The organism is Saccharibacillus brassicae (assembly GCF_006542275.1).
Taxonomy (GTDB): Bacteria; Bacillota; Bacilli; order Paenibacillales; family Paenibacillaceae; genus Saccharibacillus; species Saccharibacillus brassicae.
In genome coordinates this window covers 1,119,678-1,140,823 of the sequence record NZ_CP041217.1, presented here as the reverse complement: position 1 = coordinate 1,140,823, position 21,146 = coordinate 1,119,678, and the positions used below count along the sequence as shown (strand labels likewise).

At 58.3% G+C, this 21,146-nt stretch carries 12 protein-coding genes; all 12 read left to right on the top strand.

Annotated features, from left to right (window positions below):
* Positions 1-12 precede the first annotated feature (12 nt).
* The 12 genes from FFV09_RS04590 to FFV09_RS04540 all read left to right on the top strand — a co-directional run bounded on the left by FFV09_RS04590 (position 13) and on the right by FFV09_RS04540 (position 20,835).
* Complete coding sequence (locus FFV09_RS04590) at positions 13-753, top strand: spr1630 family ClpXP-sensitive toxin (protein WP_141446585.1); 741 nt, start codon at positions 13-15, stop codon at positions 751-753.
* A 39-nt stretch (positions 754-792) separates the two neighbouring features.
* Complete coding sequence (locus FFV09_RS04585) at positions 793-1,974, top strand: spr1629 family repressor/antitoxin (RefSeq protein WP_141446584.1); 1,182 nt, start codon at positions 793-795, stop codon at positions 1,972-1,974.
* Between the two features lie 248 nt (positions 1,975-2,222).
* Positions 2,223-4,082 carry a sensor histidine kinase gene (locus FFV09_RS04580; RefSeq protein WP_141446583.1) on the top strand — a complete coding sequence of 620 codons (1,860 nt, stop codon included), beginning with the start codon at positions 2,223-2,225 and terminating at the stop codon, positions 4,080-4,082.
* Entirely contained in the window at positions 4,057-5,580 is a 1,524-nt protein-coding gene (locus FFV09_RS04575) for a response regulator transcription factor (RefSeq protein ID WP_141446582.1), read from the top strand. Before FFV09_RS04580 ends, FFV09_RS04575 begins: the two co-directional genes overlap by 26 nt.
* 283 nt (positions 5,581-5,863) lie before the next feature.
* On the top strand, positions 5,864-7,345 hold the full coding sequence (locus FFV09_RS04570; RefSeq protein ID WP_141446581.1) for an ABC transporter substrate-binding protein: 1,482 nt from the start codon (positions 5,864-5,866) through the stop codon (positions 7,343-7,345).
* A 140-nt stretch (positions 7,346-7,485) separates the two neighbouring features.
* Positions 7,486-8,415, top strand: coding sequence for an ABC transporter permease (locus FFV09_RS04565; protein ID WP_141446580.1), 930 nt, complete (start codon positions 7,486-7,488; stop codon positions 8,413-8,415).
* Positions 8,416-8,475: 60 nt separating this feature from the next.
* Positions 8,476-9,393, top strand: coding sequence for a carbohydrate ABC transporter permease (locus FFV09_RS04560; RefSeq protein WP_141446579.1), 918 nt, complete (start codon positions 8,476-8,478; stop codon positions 9,391-9,393).
* Positions 9,394-9,518: 125 nt separating this feature from the next.
* Positions 9,519-11,822 (top strand): glycoside hydrolase family 3 N-terminal domain-containing protein, encoded by a 2,304-nt coding sequence (locus tag FFV09_RS04555; RefSeq protein ID WP_246098468.1) that lies wholly within the window; start codon positions 9,519-9,521, stop codon positions 11,820-11,822.
* A 6-nt stretch (positions 11,823-11,828) separates the two neighbouring features.
* Positions 11,829-15,245 carry an alpha-mannosidase gene (locus FFV09_RS04550; protein ID WP_141446577.1) on the top strand — a complete coding sequence of 1,139 codons (3,417 nt, stop codon included), beginning with the start codon at positions 11,829-11,831 and terminating at the stop codon, positions 15,243-15,245.
* Positions 15,246-15,474: 229 nt separating this feature from the next.
* Entirely contained in the window at positions 15,475-15,624 is a 150-nt protein-coding gene (locus tag FFV09_RS23680; protein WP_170314938.1) for a hypothetical protein, read from the top strand.
* Positions 15,625-16,168: 544 nt separating this feature from the next.
* Entirely contained in the window at positions 16,169-17,488 is a 1,320-nt protein-coding gene (locus FFV09_RS04545) for a glycoside hydrolase family 125 protein (RefSeq protein WP_141446576.1), read from the top strand.
* Positions 17,485-20,835 carry a beta-galactosidase gene (locus tag FFV09_RS04540; protein WP_141446575.1) on the top strand — a complete coding sequence of 1,117 codons (3,351 nt, stop codon included), beginning with the start codon at positions 17,485-17,487 and terminating at the stop codon, positions 20,833-20,835. The genes FFV09_RS04545 and FFV09_RS04540 overlap by 4 nt, the downstream gene beginning before the upstream one ends.
* The last annotated feature ends 311 nt before the right edge of the window (positions 20,836-21,146 follow it).

Below are 21,146 nucleotides of genomic sequence, written 5' to 3'. Positions count from 1 at the left end.
GGGGATTCGGATATGGGATACGTTTTGGGAGAAGAATTGAATAGGCATCTGGTTCGGGGCATAGAGAGTGGTTACAATACGTATGCTCTTGAAAGAAGCGAGAAGCGTCAAAGCATGCGCGTAAGTGCGGCTTATGCTTGGGTAAAAGGGAATCACATCGATGATCAAGTATCTAGGGAACTTGAGAAATTGGGTGCTGATTTTCGAGATGACAAAGCTGGATATACGTGGTCTTATCTGCAATTTTCCATTCCCGATTCGAAATCTCTCCTGCTGATCAAAAACGCAACGATTCTCAAAAGTTCCAAAAAATTGCCCGAATTGGACGTTAAAAATCCGGACAACTATTTGATCGAGCTCTCCCAAATTAATTCTAAAATAAATTTCGAAGAACTCAAACCGGAACTTCAAGGGGTCATGAAGTTTGATGAGATTATCCAAAGCTCATTAAAAGAAGTTCAAAAACAAGCAAAGCTTTCCGAATTCGATCGATTTTATATCGCGACTTATGAGATTGAACCCAAGAGTCGTATGCTGTCCAACGTTTCCCTTTGGATGCCTGAATTCAAAGAAGGAAACCGAGTGGAAATGGTTTTAATCGACGATTTGTCTCCCCATCTTGGGAAAACCGGAATAGAAATGGATGTTGAAGCAATCGGTGCACTTTCCAGTATGCCCGAGGCCGAGTATTCCGGTGAAGTTGAAGAGTACGGCTATTCGATCGTTTCGAAAAAAGCGGAAGAAAACGCATAGAAATCACGATTCATTGTTTCAGAAAGAGGGCTGCTATCTATGTTTATTGGAGAAAAACTGAAGGATATTCGTTTGTTGTATGGATATTCCCGAAGCGACTTGGCCCAAATTCTTGACGTAACCGAGCAATCCGTATGGCAATACGAGAACAATTATAATGGGCCCAAATTAGAAGTCGTGAACAAAATGAAAGATATATTCCAGGTTAAAACCAAATATTTTTATGATTCGAGATCAGTCAAGAAAGTCGTCAATCCAAGCCTGATCGCCTATCGATCCAAAGAAATCAATAGTGTGAGTCGCACCAAGTACGAAGCAGCTCATTTGGAGCATATAGAGGGATTGCTTGATCTTTTCGAAAAATATATCGTTTATCCCGAGAATAAACTTTTGGAGATTCGGGATTATTCAATCCATTTCATTATTCAAAACGAAAAAAAATTGGAAAGATCAGATATTATACAACATTTAGCGCTTTATGTTAGAGAATGCCTGAATATGAACAATCAAAATAACCGCTTGCTGTTTATTCTTGAGAAAAACGGAGCCTTTATTTTTGAAAAATCTTTGGGTAGTGAAATCGGTGCGTATAGCATATGGAGCGACCAACAACGACCGATCATCATGTTGGGAAATCAAAAAAAATCGGCTGTTCGAAGAAACTTTGATTTGGCACATGAATTGGGGCATTTGCTGCTGCATAACCAAATGGATATGAGTGAACTAACTAAATCGGAACATCAAATCATCGAGCGCGAAGCGAACGATTTTGCTGCTTTTTTCTTGATGCCTCCAATAGAATTTGAGAAAGATTTAGATACTGTGCGCAAAATATCCAATCCGAATTCCTACTTGGAATTAAAACAAAAATGGCAAGTTTCCATACAAGCCATGGCGAATCATGCTTATAGGCTAAATAAAATGACTTATGATCAACAGCGTTATTTTTACGCCTCCATGAATCGAATGAATTATACCGTACATGAACCGTTGGATCACGAATTGAAATTGGTTCGACCCGGAAAAGTTCTAAGTTCCATACGGTACATTTTCGAACAAAAACTTGCTTCGGTAGAAGAACTAATTGATTTCACTTTGTTTGATGACCTGTTGCTTTCTAAAATTTTAGGGTTTGAAGAAACTTTTTTTCAACAATACAGAAGAGAAAAAGAGTCTTATAACAATGTAACCGTCTTGGAAAGAAAACTGAAAATTCAATAGAATACAACCATACTCGTTTTAAAAATCAAAATAAGATACTTTGAAGCGGCCGTTTTGTAGCTTAAGCGGCCGCTTCTTTAATTTGAAGCAGGGGATCTTTATTTTTGCCTCTTCATGTAAAGGCTTTCATCATCTAAGGTAACAACATGGAGCCGAATGCCGATGGAAGATTCATGTCCGGTACGAGTGGACAGTCGGCCCGGACAATGCGAAAATATCGAAAAAAAGGCAGCAGGAAGGAGTCGAGCATGGATATTCTGGGCTTTTACCGCAGAACGGTCAAAAATAATTTGTTTACCAAAACCATTCTGCTCTTCTCCTTCATTACGATCGTGACGATTATCGCTTTCTCATATTTCATGTTCGTCTCGATGTCGCAGTCGGCGGTGCGGCGGGAGCTGGACAACCAGAAAGCGGCAATGTCGGCGATCGACCGGTATATCGGGCTGCGCGTCGGCGAAGCGAATTCGATCATGCCGGACATTTACCGGGACGACGCGCTGTCGCTTGACCTGTCCTACTTTTTAATTCATCCGTATTCGGATTACGTGCGCTACCGGCTCGACCGGTACAGCCAGACGGGCATCGATTCGGCAAGCGCCAAAGCCCATCTGGACAACGTGCTGGAGACGCGGCCGGATATTCGCACGCTTGCGCTGTACAGCAGCGAACAGCAGGCGCTGTACGCGTACCATCCCGACGGGGAATTCCGGGTGGTACCGGTCAATGCTTCGCAGTCGTACGTCCCCGACGCGATGGCGCTGGAGAACACGAACGTGTCGGAGCCCAACGCGTGGGTCAGCCGGGCGCTCGGAGGTGTCGGGGAAGCGATGTATTCGGTCTCGGTGCCGGTCAACGACAAGCAGAGCCTCAAAAATCTGGGGCAGCTGAGCGTCTGGTTCGATTCGAGCCGGCTGTGGAATGCGCTGACCGCTTATGAAAAAGAGTTCAAAGGAAACATTTTCGTCTTGTCCGCGGACGGCCGCGTGCTGTTCGATACGTCGGGCCGCTTTTACGGAGAACGGTTTCCGTATGCGGAGCGGCTGGAATCGGTATACGACGTCAACTCGTCGGGACCGGCGCCGGAGAACGGCCTGTACTTCAACAAGCTGGCGTCAACGTCGGGCGGCTATACCGTCGCGGGCATCATGAGCGAAGCGGAAGCGGCGCAGTCCTATCGCAATCTTCGGCGCACGATCGTGACGATCGGAGCGGTGTGCATCCTGTTCGCCATTTTGGTGCCGTCGCTGTTCATTTTCAATTTTGCCAAACGCACGAACCGGATCATCCGGCTGACCCAGCGGGTCAAGCGCGGCGATCTGAAGACGCGGCTGCAGGATACGAAAGAAGACGAGCTGGGCCAGATCGCGAGCAGCTTCGACGACATGCTGGACGAGCTGAATCAATACATCGACCGGGTGTACAAAGCGGACATCAAGCAAAAACATACCGAACTTGCGGCGCTGCAGGCGAGGGTGAACCCGCATTTTCTGTACAATACGCTTGAAGTGATCCGGATGCGCGCCGTGTCGCAGGGAGCCAAAGACGTCGGGGAGATGATCTACAGTCTGTCGATGCTGTTCAAAAGTTTCGTGCGGCAAAAAGAAAGACATACGCTAAAAGACGAACTGGAAGCGTGCCGGCTGTATCTGGAGCTGTTCCGTATCCGCTACAAAGACCGGCTCGCTTACGATATCCAGGCCGATCCGGACCTGCTCGACGCCGAAGTGCCCCGGCTGTCGGTGCAGCCGATCGTCGAAAACTATATCGTGCACGGCATTCGCAGCCGGGACGAAGACAACCGGATCGTCATCTTCGCGCATCGGGAAGAACGCGATATCGCGGTGCGGGTCAGGGATAACGGAAGAGGCATCCCGACGGAGAAGATGGCCGACCTGCAGGCCGGGCTGCTGCGAAGCGGCGAAGAGCGCGAAGGAGAAGGCGGATTCGGCCTGCGCAGCGTCCACGAACGGCTGCGTCTGCTGTACGGGCCGGAATACGGCATTGCCGTGCACAGCGCGGGCGAGGGACAGGGCACGTCGGTAGAAATCCGGTATCCGGATTCGGAAGAGGGGGAACGGCATGTACAAAGTGTTTCTGGTGGATGACGAACCGTTTATTATCGAAGGTCTGATGGACATTATCGACTGGGCTTCGTTCGGCCTGGAAGTCGTCGGCAGCGCGCTTAACGGCCGCGAAGCGCTGGAAGCGCTGCGCGATACGCCGGCGGATCTGCTGCTGACCGACATCTCCATGCCGGAGATGACCGGACTTGAGCTGATTCGCCGCGTCCGGGAATTCCGGCCGGAACTGAAAGTCATCGTGCTCAGCGGCTTCAACGAATTCGATTACCTCAAGGAAGGCATGCGGCTCGGGATCGAGAACTACCTGCTCAAGCCGATCAACGTGGAGGAACTGGAAGCGACGCTCGCCAACGTGACCGAGAAGCTGCGCCGGGCCGAGCGCGAAGAACGCTTCGGCGTGTTCGGAGCGCGGATCATCCGCGACAACGTGCTGCACCGCTGGCTGACGGACCAGATCTCGCAGGCCGAGTTCGACGAACGGGCCGGCCTGCTCGGCCTCCATTTCGGCCATACGTCTCTCGGCGTGCTGATTCTGCGCTCGGCCGACCACAGCGAAGAGCTGCCTCGGCGGGCCGAAGAAGCGCTGCAGGGCGAAGCGGACTGCATCGTGTTCCGCGATATGGACGGCGACGCGGCCGTCGTCGTGACGCTTGCCGCGCACGAAGACGAAGAGAAGCTGACGGGCATCGCCCGCAGGCTGGAGGAGCGGCTGCGCGAAGACGGGCTGCGGATCGGTATCGGCAGCGCGGGACCGCTGCCGCAGCACGGCCCGGTCAGCCGGAGCGAAGCGAAGAAAGCGCTGGAATATGCGCTGGTCGACCCGGAGCGGCGACTGTTCCGCTACGCGCCGCCGGCCGACGCGTCTTCGGCGGCGGACGTGTCCGGCACGCTGCGCGCCGATCTCGGGCGCGAGTACGGGCGCCTCGTGCTGGCCCGCGACCGCGAAGGGCTGACGAAGCGGATCGGCGAAGACATGGCCGCGATCAGCAAAGCCGAAGGCATGACGCCGGAAGAGCTGCAGGATATCGCGCTCGGCGTCTGCGCCGATTTTCGCGCCGTGCTGCGCGAAGTCAAGCGCGAGGACGACGGCGAGCCGTTTCTGCAGGTGCTGGAACGCATTCGCACCGCCACGCATATGGAAGAACTGGTCGAAGCGGTTCGTCGGGCGGCCGAAGAAACGGTCGGCATGCTGAACCGGGATACGCGCAGTCCGGTCGTGCAGCAGGTGCTCGGCCATGTCGCCGCCCATTACGGCGAAGAGCTGTCGCTCAAAATGCTCGGCTCGCAGTATCACGTGCATCCCGTCTACCTCGGGCAGCTGTTCCACAAAGAAACGGGCGAGACGTTCACCGACTACCTCAACAAATACCGGATCGAACGTGCCAAAGAAAAGCTGCGCACGACGAGCCACAAAGTGCAGGACATTTCGCGCAGCGTCGGTTACTGGGAGACGGGCTATTTTTACAAACAGTTCAGAAAGTACGTGGGCATCTCGCCGACGGAGTACAAAACGCTGCAATGAAGTTCGGGCGAGGCTTGATTCGGTGCTCCAAAGGATATGCAATCCAATCCGTTAGCCAAACCAAGCCGAACCAATGGTGGTTTTCATGTTATTTTCATGTAAATTAATCTTTCATTTTCATGGTAGAGATCGCCTTTAGGGCGGTCTTTTCTTTATTTTGTACACCGATATATTGGATTTCAATCCTTTTTGAAAGTGCTTTCATGATTTAGAGTAAAGATAGTTCTTACGGCAAGACAAGGCAGCACACACAGACAGCTATTCAAAAGAGGAGGCCAATTTTATGCACAAAGGCAAAAAAAGACGTTCGGTCGCGATCTCGATGTTGGCGGCGCTCAGTCTCGCGCTTTCCGCATGCGGAGGCGGCGGGGGGAATGCGGCATCGGGCGGCGAAGGCGACGCGGAGAATCCGGTCGACCTGATCTGGTACACGATCGGCACGCCGCAAAAAGACGTGGACAAGGTCATGACCGAAGTGAGCAAATATACAGCCGAGAAGATCGGCGCGAACGTTACGATGAAGATGATCGACTGGGGCGATTACCAGCAGAAGATGCAGGTACTGGTCGCTTCCGGCGAACCGATGGACATCATCTTCACGTCGTCCGGCGGCTTCGATTACGTGCAAAATGCGCGCAAAGGCGCGTTTATGGAACTCGACAGCCTGATCGACGAATACGGCAAGGACATCAAGGACACGATCGACCCGGCTTTCCTCGAAGGCTCCAAAGTCGACGGCCACAACTACGCGATTCCGGCCAACAAAGAGCTGCCGCAGCAGGAAGTGTGGCGCTTCAACAAAACGGTCGCCGACGAATACGGCGTCAAGACCGACGGCGTCCGTACGCTGGACAGCCTGGAGCCGCTGCTCAAGACGGTCAAAGACAAAGCGCCGGATATTACGCCGTTCGCGATGGACAAAAACTACGTGCCGTACGTACCTTACGACTACGTGATCCAGAATCTGCCGATGGCGGTCAAGCTGGACACGACGGATTACAAAATCGTGAACATCCTCGAAACGCCGGAGATGAAAGAGGCGCTGACCACGATGAACAAATACTACAAAGCGGGCTACGTCGCTCCCGAAGCCGCCACGACCGGTTCGACGACCGATCTGATGACTTCCGGCAAATGGCTGCTTGACCGCGCGCAGACCCAACCGCTCGCCGACAACTCGTGGAGCGCAAGCTACGGCTACCCCGTCGTCTCGACGCCGGCCAGCGACGCGATCATCACGAACAACTCCGTGCAGGGTTCGATGATGGCGATCTCCGCCAACTCCGAATACCCGGAGAAAGCGATGGAGTTCCTGAATCTGCTGAACACCGATCCGGTGCTGCGCAACATGGTCGATTCCGGCATCGAAGGCACGCATTACAACAAAACGGCCGACAACCGGGTCGAGAACCTGCCGGAAGCGAAAAACTACGACATGCCGTCGTACTCGCTCGGCAACAACATGCTGCTCTACCTGAACCCGAACGATCCCGAGAACAAATGGGACGAGTTCAAAACGTTCAACGAAGCGGGCGTCGATTCGCCGATCCTCAGCTTCAACTTCGATCCGAAGAACGTCTCGTCCGAACTCGCCGCCGTGCAGAACGTCAAGGAGCAGTTCTGGTCTTCCCTGATGACCGGTACGGTCGATCCGGAAACGTATCTGCCGCAGGCCATCGAGAAGTTCAACCAGGCCGGGCTTGAGAAAGTCATGGCCGAAGCACAGACGCAGCTCGACGCCTGGAAAGCCGAAAACGGCAAATAAACAGGCGGGCCATCAAGCGAACGACCCGGTGATCAAGCCGGGGCGTTCGGATCAGCAAACCAAAACGGGAATCGGGCGGGCAGGCACACGCCCGATTCTTTTTATACCGATTTCGGGGCGACAAGGAGGGCAACACGACTATGGGAAACTTTTTGAAAAACATAAACCGCAACAAAGTGCTGCTGTTCATGGTGCTGCCGGGTGCGATCTGGTTCTTCTTCTTCTCGTACCTGCCGCTTGCGGGCACGATCGTGGCGTTCAAGGAATATCGCGTCAGCCGCAAAGGCTTCTGGGCAAGCATCTTCAACAGCGAGTGGGTCGGCTGGGACAACTTCAAATTTCTGTTCAGTACGGAAGACGCCTTCGTCATCACGCGGAACACGCTGCTGTATAACATCGCGTTCATTGCGCTCGGCCTGGTGTTCTCGGTACTGATGGCGATTATTTTGTCCGAGCTGGTCAGCCGGAAAATGTCGAAAATTTATCAGACGGGCATGTTCCTGCCGTACTTCCTCTCTTGGGTCATCGTCGGCTACTTTGTGTTCAGCTTCCTGAGCATGGACCGCGGCCTGCTGAACCAGATGCTGGGCTGGGTCGGCATGGAGCCGGTTCAATGGTACTCGGATCCGAAGTATTGGCCGTATATTCTCGTCTTCGTCAATCTGTGGAAAATGGTTGGCTATAACAGCGTCGTCTATCTGGCGGCAATCCTCGGCATCGACCGGTCGCTGTACGAAGCGGCGATGATCGACGGCGCGAACAAATGGCAGCAGATTCGCCGGATCACCATTCCGATGCTGACGCCGATCATTACGATCATGACGCTGCTGGCCGTGGGCCGGATCTTCTACGCCGACTTCGGGCTGTTCTACCAGGTGCCGAGAGACTCGGGCACGCTGTACGCCGTGACGAACGTTATCGATACGTACGTCTACCGCGGACTGATGACGACAGGAGAGATCGGCATGAGCGCCGCCGCGGGCCTGTATCAATCGGTCGTCGGCTTCACGCTTGTCATCGTGGCGAACTACGTGGTGCGCCGGATCGACAAAGACAGCTCGCTGTTCTAAAAAAAGCAGATTGCTCAAGCGATTTTTGCATAAGGAAGTTCAAGAAAGGAAGGTGTCTTCATGGCCCGCAAACCGAAAGCGATCCGAGATTTTCAACAGATTACGCCGGTATGGAACGTCATTTTCAACCTGATCGCCGGCATCTTTGCTTTTATGTGCGTGTTTCCGTTTCTGTTCGTCGTCATTATCTCCCTTACGGACGAAAGCGTGCTGGCAAGCGAAGGCTACCGGTTGATTCCGTCCAAATGGAGTCTCGGCGCGTACCAATACATCTTCGAGAGCGGCGATACGCTGCTGCGGGCTTACGGGGTGACGATCGCGGTCACGGTCATCGGCACGATTCTCAGCCTGTTCATGATCGCGCTGTACTCGTACGCGATCTCGCGCCGCAATTTCCGCTACCGCCGCTTTTTCTCCATCTTCGCTATCTTGACGATGCTGTTCAACGGCGGTATCATCCCGACCTACATGATCGTGGCGCAGCTGCTCGGGCTCAAGAACAGTATCTGGGCGCTCGTGCTGCCGCTCGCGATGAACGCGTTCTACGTCATGATCCTGCGTACGTTCTACGCGACCAGCGTGCCGGACGCGCTCGTCGAATCGGGCAAAATCGACGGCGCCGGCGAGTTCCGCATCTTTTTCAAAATTATCGTGCCGCTGTCCCTGCCGGGTCTTGCGACGATCGGATTGTTCAGCACGCTCGGGTATTGGAACGACTGGTTCAACGCGCTGCTGTATATCGACAATCCGAATCTGGTGCCGCTCCAGTCCATGCTGATGCGGATCGAATCGAGCATGCAGTTTATCCAGCAAAACTCGGCCAACAGCAATATCAGCATGGCTGCGCTCCAATCGCTGCCGCAGGATACGGCGCGCATGGCGATGGTCGTGCTGGCGACGCTGCCGATCATTTTCGCCTATCCGTTCTTCCAACGCTATTTCGTGCAGGGTTTGACCCTCGGAGCGGTGAAAGAATAAGTCGGAGTTCGGAATAACATTCGGATTGAAAAAAAGAGCACGGCGGACGCAGCGCGTCCGCACGCCAAAGAGGAGGACCGCCCATGACGGAACAGACAAGAGTTGCGGTGACGGAGAGACCCTGGATGAACAGAGACTTGTCGGCCGGTCAGCGCTCGGAGCTGCTGCTTGCCGCGATGACGGCGCGCGAAAAAGTGGGGCAGCTTATTCAGCCGTTCGGCTGGATGACGTACTCGCGCCAGGGCGGAAAAGCGGAATTGACCGAAAGTTTCAAAGAGCAGGTGCGCGCGGGCGACGTCGGTTCGCTCTACGGCACGCTGCGGGCCGATCCGTGGACGGGCGTCACGCTTGCGACCGGATTGTCGCCGGCGGAAGGCGCCGAAGCGGTCAACGAGATCCAGCGCTACGCCGTGGAATATTCGCGGCTCGGCGTGCCGCTCTTGATCGGCGAGGAATGCTCGCACGGGCATATGGCGATCGGAGGCACGGTGTTCCCGGTGCCGCTCGCGATCGGCAGCACGTGGAACGTCGACTTGTACCGGGACATGTGCCGGGCGGTCGCCGCGGAGACGCGGGCGCAGGGCGGAGCGGCGACGTATTCGCCGGTGCTCGACGTCGTGCGCGATCCGCGCTGGGGCCGGACCGAAGAATGCTTCGGGGAAGATCCGTTCCTGATCGGCGAAATGGCGGTCGCTTCGGTGGAAGGGCTGCAGGGGCAGCGGCTCGACGCGCGAGATAGCGTCGCGGCGACGCTGAAGCATTTTGCGGGCTACGGCGCTTCCGAAGGGGGGCGCAACGCGGGCCCCGTACATATGGGCTGGCGCGAGCTGCTCGAAGTCGACCTGTATCCGTTCGAGCGGGCGGTTCGGGCGGGAGCGGCTTCGATCATGCCGGCCTACAACGAGATCGACGGCGTGCCGTGCACGACGAACGAGCGTCTGCTCGGCGGCATCCTGCGCGGCGAATGGGGCTTCGACGGTCCGGTCATTACGGACTGCGGCGCGATCGACATGCTGGCGGCCGGGCACGATACGGCCGAAGACGGCGAAGACGCGGCGCTGCAATCGCTGCGTGCCGGCATCGACATGGAGATGTCCGGCGAGATGTTCGGCCGCCATCTGCTGGCGGCGTTCGAAGCCGGCCGGCTGGAAGCGGACGTGCTGGACCGCGCGGCGCTGCGCGTGCTGAAGCTCAAGTTCCGGCTCGGGCTGTTCGAGAGCCCGTACGCCGACGCGCAGCGGGCCGCCGATATCATCGGCAGCGAAGAGCATGTGCGGCTTGCGCGGGCGCTTGCGGCCGAGAGCGTCGTTCTGCTCAAGAACGACGGAGGCGTGCTGCCGCTTGCGGGCAGCACCGGCCGCGTGGCGGTCATCGGTCCGAATGCGGACCGCGGCTACAACCAGCTCGGCGATTACACGTCGCCGCAGCCGGAAGGGAGCGTCGCGACCGTGCTGCGCGGCCTGACCGAGCGGCTGGGAGCGGAGCGCGTCTCGTACGCGCCGGGCTGCCGCATTCGCGGCGAATCGCGCGAAGGCTTCGCGCGGGCGCTGGAATGCGCGGCGGAAGCGGACGCCGTCGTGCTCGTCATGGGCGGGTCGAGCGCCCGCGATTTCGGCGAAGGCACGATCGACCTGCGGACCGGAGCTTCGATGGTCACGGGCGAGGCGGTCAGCGATATGGACTGCGGCGAAGGCATCGACCGCATGACGCTGGGGCTGTCGGGCGTGCAGCTCGACCTGATCCGCGAAGTGAGCGCGGCGGCATCCGGCAAGCCGGTCGCCGTGGTCTATATCGGCGGGCGCCCGGTCGTGGAGCCGTGGGTGGAAGATCATGTGCCTGCGCTGCTGCAAGCATGGTATCCGGGGCAGGAAGGCGGCCATGCGATCGCCGACATCCTGCTCGGCGACGTCAATCCGTCGGGCCGCCTGACGATCTCGGTGCCCAAGCATGTCGGGCAGCTGCCGGTCCATTACCTCGGCAAGCGCTCGCGCGGCAAACGGTATCTGGAAGACGATTCGAAGCCGCGCTATCCGTTCGGCTACGGGCTCAGCTACACGTCGTTCGAGTATTCGGATCTTGAGCTGTCGCAGAGCCGGCTGGCGCCGGCCGAGATCGAAGCCGGCGGCCGTGCGACCGTGTCGGTAACGGTTCGCAATACCGGGGAGCGCGCGGGAGCGGAAGTCGTCCAGCTCTACGTCTCCGACGCGGTCAGCGCCGCGACCCGTCCCGCGAATGAACTGAAAGGGTTTCGGAAAGTGTGGCTGGAACCGGGCGAGAGCCGGCAAGTGAATTTTGACATCGGCGCGGAGCAGCTCCGCTATATCGGACCGGAGCTTGTATCGGTCGTCGAACCGGGACTGTTCCGGCTGCGGATCGGCCGTCATGTGCAGGATACCCACAGTATCGACTTTATCGTCGGAGAGGAATGAGAAGCTATGCAGCGTTTGAACCGTTTTATCCATGAGCTGTCGCAGCGCCAGTGGCTGCGTCAGGAAGAACTGAAGAGTTGGGACATTACCCGGTCGACCTACGGTCTGCCGGGCCAATATACCGGGGTCGAGCCGTATCCGCAGGGCAAAGAACTGAATCCTTTTCCGAGCAAGAACGGCACGACCTATTTCTTCCGCGCGAAGCTTGAACTGCCGGCAGATTGGAACGCGGACACCGCGGGGCTGATCTTCGATTCCGGCGGCGAAGGGCTGCTGCGGGTGAACGGCGCTTCGTATCAGGGCATCGACGACAACCATACGTATGCCACGCTTGATCTCAAGCATGTCGGCCGGACGCCGGAACTCGAAATCGAAATGTTCGATATCATTCCCGAGCCCCACGATCCGCTGAACCGGCAGGCGACGATCAAGCCGCCGATCACGTCGATCCGCAGTCTGCTCGTGCTGCCGAACGAACCGGTGCGCAGCCTCATGTACACGGTGACCGTCGTGCGCGATTCGGCGGCGCTGCTGCCGGACACCGATTTCCGCCGCGTGCGCCTGATGGAAGCTCTGCACGGCGCGATGGATGCTTTTACCGGATTGAACGAAGCGGACGTGCGCGAAGGCGCGGCGGTATCGAACATCGAACAGCAGCTTCGCACCCGTACGCTCGAGATCGGAGGCAACAACGCCGAAGGCCGCGAGATCATGGTCGGCCAGTCGCATATCGATATCGCCTGGCTGTGGCCGGTGCGCGAGACGGTGCGCAAGACGAGCCGCACGTTCTCGAGCGTCGATACGCTGATGCGCGAATATCCGGATTATCTGTACACGCAGAGCCAGCCGATCCTGTTCGATTTTCTCAAGCAGAACGATCCCGAACTGTACGAGCGGGTCAAAGCCCGGATTCGCGAAGGGCGCTGGGAACTGGTCGGCGGCATGTGGGTCGAACCGGATCTCAACATCCCGAGCGGCGAATCGCTGATGCGCCAGATGCTGTACGGACAGCGCTTCTACCAGGAAGAATTCGGCAAAATCTCGCGTATCGAATGGCTGCCGGACACGTTCGGCTACTGCGCGTCGCTGCCGCAGATTCTCAAGCACGGCGGCGTGGACTATTTCATGACGACGAAGCTGAACTGGAACGATACGAACGTGTTCCCGTACGATCTGTTCCATTGGGTCGGCATCGACGGAACGCCGATCCTGTCCTACCTGAACCACGGCGTCAACGAGCACACGCATCCCAAAGACGTGCACGAACACTGGCAGTCCTACCGGCAAAAAGACAAACATCCCGAGCAGATGCTGCTGTACGGGCACGGCGACGGCGGCGGCGGCGTGACGCGCGAGATGCTGGAGTATATCGACCGCGCCGAGCTGATGGTCGGCCAGCCTTCGAGCCGCTACGGCACGGCGGCGGAGTTCTTCGACGGCATCCGCCAGGCGGAGCCGGAACTGCCGGTCTGGCGCGGCGACCTGTACCTGGAGCTGCACCGCGGCACGTATACGACGCATGCCTACAACAAGCGGGCGAACCGCAAAGCGGAAGTGCTGTACCGCGAAGCGGAACTGTGGAACGTGCTGGCGGCGGGCGCGGACGAAATCGTGGGCATGGAAGCGCTGGAGATCGCGCATACGGCGGAGTCTGACGGCGAAGTACCGGCCGGGCTTGGCGAAGCCGGGCGCGGCGAACTGCTCAGTTTGGGAGCGGACGGCACGCTGCCGGCCCTGCGCACCCATGCCGGCTACGGCGAAGCGCTGGAATCGCTGCACCGGGGCTGGAAGCTGATCCTGCTCAACCAGTTCCACGACATTATTCCGGGTTCGGCGATCACGGAAACGTACGAGACGTCGGACGCGGAATACGCGGAAGTATTCGCCGAAGGCAGCCGCAGCCTCGATATCGGCACGCAGTCGCTGACGGAGCGGATTCATACCGAAGGTGAAGGCACGCCGTACGTCATTTTCAACAGCCTCGGCTGGAATCGCTTCGCGTCCGTCACGATCGAACAGGCGGCCGGGCAGGAAGCCTACGACTCGGCAGGCGAACCTCTGGAAGCCGACTACGACGAAGGCAGCGCAAGCCTGACCGTGTACGTGCCGCATATTCCGTCGCTCGGGTACACCACGATCTGGCTGCGCGAAGCGGGATCGGGAGAGGGAGTGGCTGCGGGAGCGGGAGCGGGCGAACAATCGGCGTCTTCCCTGCGGGAAGCGGCAGACGCTTCGGCGCTCTCGGCGGAATCGGAGTTCCCGGCGGCAACGAAGTCCTCCGTATCGGACCGTCCGGACGCGGATCTTCCGGACTTGGCTCTTCCGGCACAATCGGCGATCGCGCCGCACGCCGGCTTGGCTGCGGAAGACGGGTTCCCGGACGTCTGGGAGACACCGCATTACACGTTGACGTTCAACGACCGGGGCGAGATCGTCTCGCTGATCGACAAGCAGGCGGAGCGCGAAGTGATCCGGCCGGGCGAAGCGGCGAACGTCTTCCAGTTCTTCCATGACCGTCCGACGCAGTGGGATGCGTGGGACATCGATCCGCGGTTCGAGCAGCAGCCTGCGGGCGCGGCCGAGCTGCTGGAACGTTCGGTCGTCACTTCGGGCGGCGTGCGCGACGTGCTGCGCTTCCGCTGGAAGCTGGGCGAATCGATCATTGAACAGGATCTGATTTTGTACAAATACGACCGCCGTATCGATTTCAAGACGCACGTCTCGTGGCACGAAGCGCACAAGCTGCTCAAAGTGGCATTCCCGGTCGACGTGCTGGCGGAAAAAGCGACCTACGAAATTCCGTTCGGTTCGCTGGAGCGGCCGACGCATCGCAATACGAGCTGGGAACAGGCGCAGTTCGAAGTGTGCGGACACCGGTTCGCCGACGTCTCCGAGCGCGGCTACGGCGTCAGCCTGCTGAACGATTGCAAATACGGCTACGACATTCAGGGCAGCACGATTCGCCTGTCACTGCTCCGGGCGCCGAAATGGCCGGATACGCAGGCGGATCTGGGCGAACACGACTTCACGTATTCGCTGTATCCGCACGCGGGCAGCTGGGTGGATGCCGATACGGTGCAGGCCGCCGCGGCGCTCAATCAGGAGCTCCCGGTCGTGCGGACGACTGCGCACGCCGGCCATCTGCCGCCTTCGATGTCGCTGATTATTTTCACGGGCGAGCATGTTATACTGGACACGGTCAAGCCGGCCGAAGACGGAACCGGCATCATCGTGCGGATGTACGAGTCGGCGGGCGGCCGCGAGACGGTCGGACTGAACTGGCGTCACCTCTTCGAGCGGGCGTTCTTGTCCGGCGCGCTGGAAGAAGACGGCGAAGAGCTTGAGCTGCTCGAGAACGCCGCCGTATGGCTCACGTTCAAGCCGTACGAGATCAAGACGGTCAAACTGATCCGGCGGAGCTAGACCCGAATCGGACCGGACTCCGGCTTGCGTTCGCTTCGGTCCCTTTGCTTCATTCGCCGGCGCTCCGCAGTAATCCGACAGCCGTTTTGACGGCCGGACCGGTTGCTGCGGCGCGCCGGTTTTGGGTTGAAGCGGCCAGGGATCGGGGATCGGTCCGCGAATCCGGCGAATCGAGCAGAGCAAACCGGGTCGAACCGGATAGAATCAAATTGGATTGGATTGGATTGGATTGGATCAAAGCAAATCAATACCGAACCAAACCAAACTAAAACCAAGCCAAATCGAAGCCAGCAAAAACCAAGCCAAACCAAATCAAATCGAAGCCAGCAAAAATCAAACCAAAGCCACACAAAATCAAACCCAAATCCGGCAAATGTGATCGAAAAGTCAACATTTTGCTGCTAAAAAGGCCGGATTCATACAAATGTGATCATAAAGTCAACATTTTGAGCGCATCCTCGCCGATTTTCGCTTTTTTCGCCAAAAATGTGTTCATAAAAGCAACATTTTGATAAAAAAAGAGCTTTCAAGCGGAAAATGTGGTCAAAAAGACAACATTTCCTCGGAAGAGTCGAAAAGTGGCAAGCAAGAAGCAAGAAGCAAGAAGCAAGAAGCAAGAAGCAAGAAGCAGGAAGCAGGAAGCAGGAGTCGGAAAGCTCAAAGCAGAAAGCGGAAAGCAGTAAGAATCAAGCAGCAGACAAGTCGCACAAACAAGCACGCACGTCGCATAAAGCAGCAGACAAGTCGCGCAAAATAGCAGACAATTCGCACAAACAAGCACGTACGTCGCATAAAGCAGCAGGCAAGTCGCGCAAACAAGCACATACGTCGCATAAAGCAGCAGACAATTCGCACGAACGAACATGCAAATCGCATAAATCGCACGAGCACCTTCAATCTTTTCCCAAAAAGGAGCGATTCTCTTGGAACAATTCAGACTTCCCAAAATCCCGATGCCCAAATTCGAACTGCCGCAGGCGGTGCAGGCCGTGCTGGACGAGGCGGACAAAGAGCTGGCGCACCGTCCCAAGCTGCTGCAACTGTTCAAGAACTGTTTTCCGAACACGCTGGAGACGACGACCAAGCTTATGGACGACGGGACGACGTTCGTGATCACCGGCGATATTCCGGCCAGCTGGCTGCGGGACTCGGTCGAGCAGGTGGTGCATTACATTCCTTTTGCCAAAGAAGACAAGGATCTTCAGCGGATTATCGGCGGGCTGATCAAGCGCCATGTCCAATACGTGCGGATCGATCCTTATGCCAACGCGTTCAACGAATCGGCCAACGATTGGCACTGGAACAAAAACGACGGCACCGAGATGTCCCCGTGGGTGTGGGAGCGCAAGTTCGAGATCGACTCGCTCTGTTTCGTCGTGCGTCTGGCTTACCTTTATTGGAAGGAAACGGAATTGACAGACATTTTCGACGAAGATTTCCGCGTAGCCATGGAAGAGATCGTCAAGGTGTTCCGCACCGAGCAGTATCATATGGAGCAGTCTCCGTACCGTTTCGGCCGCGATAACGGCATTGCGCACGACACGCTGCAAAACAAAGGGCTCGGCATGCCGGTCAACTACACGGGTATGGTCTGGTCCGGCTTCCGCTCAAGCGACGACGCGTGCGATTTTCATTACAACATCCCGGGCAATATGTTCGCGGTCGTGGCGCTGCGCCAGATGCAGGAGTTTTTCGAATGGATTTTCCGGGATCAGGATTATGTGCGCGAACTCCAAAAGTTGGAGCAGGAAATCGACCGGGGCATCGCGCTGTACGGCGTGTACCGCCATCCGGAGTTCGGGCCGATCTATGCGTACGAGACGGACGGCTTCGGCAACCACTGCCTGATGGACGACGCCGGCACGCCGGGGCTTATGTCGATTCCTTACCTGGGTTACACGAGCGCCGACGATCCGATTTACCAAAATACGCGGCGCTTCGCATTGAGCAAACAAAATCCGTTCTATTACGAAGGCACGGCGGCAAAAGGAATCGGCAGTCCGCACACCCCGCCGAATTACGTCTGGCATATGGCGCTTTCGATGCAGGGCTTGACGGCACAGACCAAGGAAGAGAAGCTTGAGTTGATCGCCATGCTGGAGAACACGGATGCGGACACCGGCTATATGCACGAAGGGTTCCATGTGGACGACCCGACGGTGTTTACGCGCAAATGGTTCGCCTGGTCGAACAGCCTGTTCTCGCAGCTTGTGTACAAATCGATGAAGGAGGGCATCCTGTGAGTGAAACTTATTTGAAAAAAGCGGCGGAGCCGGTGAACGGACGGGTGATCTTTTTCCGCGATCCGAGCTTTCCGGCTTCCGGCCCGCTGCCGAGCCTGAAAGAACTTGGCGCGTACGGCGTCGTGACGAGCGCGGCCGATCTCGGCGACGCCCTGAACGATCGCTGCGGCGACGGAAACGGCGTATTGGTCAATCTGCATGCGCCGTATTTCCCGGAGAGCGCCTGGAGCAGCATCCTGAAGTTTCTCCAAAAAGGCGGCGGCCTGCTGAGCGTCGGCGGCGCGCCGTTCAAGCGTCCGGTACGACAGGAAAGCGGCCGCTGGCGGATCGGCCCGGAGCAGACCGGCTACCACCAGCAGCTGCATATCCATGAAGCGCTGCCGGTGGACGCTTCCCGGGCGGTCCGCCTGGAAGCTTCGCCGGAGCGGCCGCTGCTGCGCGGCGACGAGATCCTGTTCGGCGGAGCAGCCGGCGCGGAGCCGGGCTCCGCTGCGGGCTCCGAACCGGGCGCGGACTCGCCCGGAGCAAGCGTCGGCACCTGGAATCTGGTGCCGCATACGACCCGCGACGCCGATCTGCCGGAGCAGATGGGCTCGGCGGGCACGATGAGCACGTTCATCACGCCGCTGCTGCGGGCGTACGATGCGTCGGACCGGCCGATCGCGGCGCCGGTCGTGCTGTGGGAGCAGGTGCGAGGCGCCTTCGCCGGCTCGCGCTGGATCTTCGTGAACCGTCCGCTGACGGCGTCGCTGTCCGAAGGGCAGGGGCTTGAAGCACTGGCCCGCTGGGCCGCGTTCTGCGCCCGGGAGACCGCGGAGCTGTCGCTTGCGACCCGCAGCGCGGTATACGAGCCGGGCGAGCGCGCGCGGCTGACGCTGCGCGCGCAGATCATCCGGCGCGCCGGGCTGCCGGCGAATCTGCCGGCTTTTGCGGGGCAGGAAGACGTCGGCCGGCTGATTACCGGCGGCAAAGTCGAGCGGATCGCCAAAGCCGGCGCGGGCCAAGCGCCGCAGGCGGCTGCGCGGCCGAACGGCGAAGCGGCGCAGCAGGCGCCGGATGTCTGGACGTTCCGCCTGAGCGTCGCGGCGCCGGACGGCTCGGAAGCGTTCGCGCGCGAGATCGCGGCGCCGGTCACGTACGACTGGACCACGCTGAATATTCCGCTGGCGTTCGACGTCGGGCCGGGACTGTATCTCGTCACATGCGCCGCCGAATCGCCGGAAGGCGAAGTACGCGTGCTGAAGCAGGGCTTCTGGGGGCAGGACGAGCATCTGCTCTCTTCCGGCAGCCCGATCTCGGCGAACCGCGATTATTTCGTTCAGGACGGACGTCCGCTGCCGATCGTCGGCATGACGTATATGACGTCGGACGTGGCGCGCAAATTCCTGTTCCTGCCGAACGCGGCCGTCTGGGACCGCGATATGGCGGCGATGGCGAAAGCCGGCATCAACTGGATTCGGACCGGCATCTGGACCGCGTACCGCAATGTGATGCAGGTCGACGGGCATGCGTCCGAAGAAGTGCTGCGCGCGATCGACGCGTTCCTGCTGACGGCTGCGAAGCATAAGCTGCATGTGACGTTCACGTTCTTCTCGTTCACGCCGGAGACGTGGGAAGGCAAGAATCCGTACCTGGACCCGCAGAGCGTCGAAGCGCAGAAGCGCTTTATCCGCTCGATCGTCAGCCGCCATACACGGACGACGCACGTCGATTGGGACCTGATCAACGAACCTTCGATGTTCGATCCGCTGCAGATTTTCTCGAACGGGCCGCGTTCGCTGCATGACGAATACGAGCGGGCCGCTTTCGTGACCTGGCTCAAGCACCGCCACGGCTCCATTCACGAGCTGCGCGAACATTGGAATATGACGCCGGCCGAACTGCCGTCGTTCGAAGCGGCGGCCGTGCCGGAGTTCGCCGACATCAACTTCGACGTGCAGGATATGCACAAAGGCAAAAAAGGCACGCGCTGGCTCGATTATTCGCTGTTCTCGGTCGAGATGCACAGCGCCTGGGCAGCCGAGCTGACGTCGTCGATCAAGCAGTTGGTCCCGGATCATCTCGTGACCGTCGGGCAGGACGAAGCGCTCGGCGCGCAGCGTCCGTCGCCGCTGTTCTACGAAGATGCGGTCGATTACACGACGGTACATTCGTGGTGGCTGAACGACAGCCTTGTCTGGGACGGCGTATTCACGAAGACGCCGGACAAGCCGAACGTGATTCAGGAGACCGGCATCATGTACGTGGAGACGCCGGACGGCCGGGCGAAGCGCAGCGAAGCCGAGCTGCGCAACTTCCTGGAACGCAAATACGCGTACGCCTTCTCGACGGGCGGCGCCGGCGCGATCCAGTGGATCTGGAATACCAATTTCTATATGGATAACGCCAACGAATCGCATATCGGCGCGCTGCGCGCCGACGGCACGGAGAAGCCGGAAGCGGACGTCTCGTACGATTTCGGCAGCTTCATGGCGCAGGTGCGCGACCTGTTCCAGGGACGCCGCCTGGAAGAAGTGGCGGCCGTATTCCCGTATTCGAACGATTTCTCGAACCGTTCGTTCGCGGTCGAGAGCACGAACCGGCTGACGCGGGTGCTGACGTACGGGCTCAAGCTGCCTTTCCGGGCCGTGTCCGAATACCGGCTCGACAGCCTCAAGTCCCATCCGGCCAAGCTGATCCTGCTGCCGAGTCCGCACAACATGGACGAAGATTCGATGAAGAAGCTGCTGCGCATCGCCAAGACGACGCAGGCGACGCTTGTCGTGACCGGACCGGCGGGACTCGACGCCTACTGGCACGAGTCCGACCGCGCCGACAAGCTGCTCGGCATCCGTACGCTGTCGAACGTGCGGCGCGAAGAGATGCTGGAGCTTGACGGCGCGCGCCTGCCGGTCTCGTTCGGCGGGCGCCGCATCGCGGAGACGCTCAAGGAAGTGCCGGCCGACGCTCAGGGCCGGGCGGACGCGGTACTCGACGTGCCGAACGGCAAAGGGCGCTTGATCTGGAGCCCGCTGCCGCTCGAACTCGGATCAGGCGACGAGCCGATCGCCGCCTTGTACCGCTACGCCGCGAAGCAGGCCGGCGTCGTCGACGACCTGGACTGGCTGGCCGGCGGGGAATTGGCCGGCGTGTACGGCCGCAAGCTGAACTTTGCAGCCGGCAGCCTGTACGTATTCGTATCCGAATACGCCTGGGACACGGAGATCAAAGTCCGCGACCGCGCGAGCGGCAAAGTGTACGAGTTCATGCTCGAGAGCGAACGTTCCGTGCTGTTCGCGGCGGACGCTTCGGGCGCGGTTACCGCGGTCTACCGGCCGCATGAAGTGGAGATCGAAGTCGGGGAATAGGCACGCAAGCAGACGGACAGCCTTCCGGGCATCGGCGGATGCCTCAAGATTTTCGGGCTTTGCGGATCGAAGCCGTCTTCCGCCAAAACCGACTTCTTACCGGTTCGGACGCGTTTTCCCATGCGGAAAACGCGTCTTTTTTTAACGTCAAAAAAGGCGTCCCCGACCGGACCCTCGCCATGTTCGAAGACGTCGTTTTGCCTGCTTTCTGAGTCACACCGCCGTGTAAGGGTTAATTGGAGAAAGTGCGACGCAGGGGATTTTTTGTTGAAACTTTTTGGCAGAAGTCCGCGTCTATTTTGAACAGGAGG

What these genes read in the sequence shown, in the direction of transcription:
- FFV09_RS04590 (WP_141446585.1), top strand. Translation starts at nt 13, where the DNA reads ATGGGATACGTTTTGGGAGAAGAATTGAATAGGCATCTGGTTCGGGGC.
- FFV09_RS04585 (WP_141446584.1), top strand. Translation starts at nt 793, where the DNA reads ATGTTTATTGGAGAAAAACTGAAGGATATTCGTTTGTTGTATGGATAT.
- FFV09_RS04580 (WP_141446583.1), top strand. Translation starts at nt 2,223, where the DNA reads ATGGATATTCTGGGCTTTTACCGCAGAACGGTCAAAAATAATTTGTTT.
- FFV09_RS04575 (WP_141446582.1), top strand. Translation starts at nt 4,057, where the DNA reads ATGTACAAAGTGTTTCTGGTGGATGACGAACCGTTTATTATCGAAGGT.
- FFV09_RS04570 (WP_141446581.1), top strand. Translation starts at nt 5,864, where the DNA reads ATGCACAAAGGCAAAAAAAGACGTTCGGTCGCGATCTCGATGTTGGCG.
- FFV09_RS04565 (WP_141446580.1), top strand. Translation starts at nt 7,486, where the DNA reads ATGGGAAACTTTTTGAAAAACATAAACCGCAACAAAGTGCTGCTGTTC.
- FFV09_RS04560 (WP_141446579.1), top strand. Translation starts at nt 8,476, where the DNA reads ATGGCCCGCAAACCGAAAGCGATCCGAGATTTTCAACAGATTACGCCG.
- FFV09_RS04555 (WP_246098468.1), top strand. Translation starts at nt 9,519, where the DNA reads ATGAACAGAGACTTGTCGGCCGGTCAGCGCTCGGAGCTGCTGCTTGCC.
- FFV09_RS04550 (WP_141446577.1), top strand. Translation starts at nt 11,829, where the DNA reads ATGCAGCGTTTGAACCGTTTTATCCATGAGCTGTCGCAGCGCCAGTGG.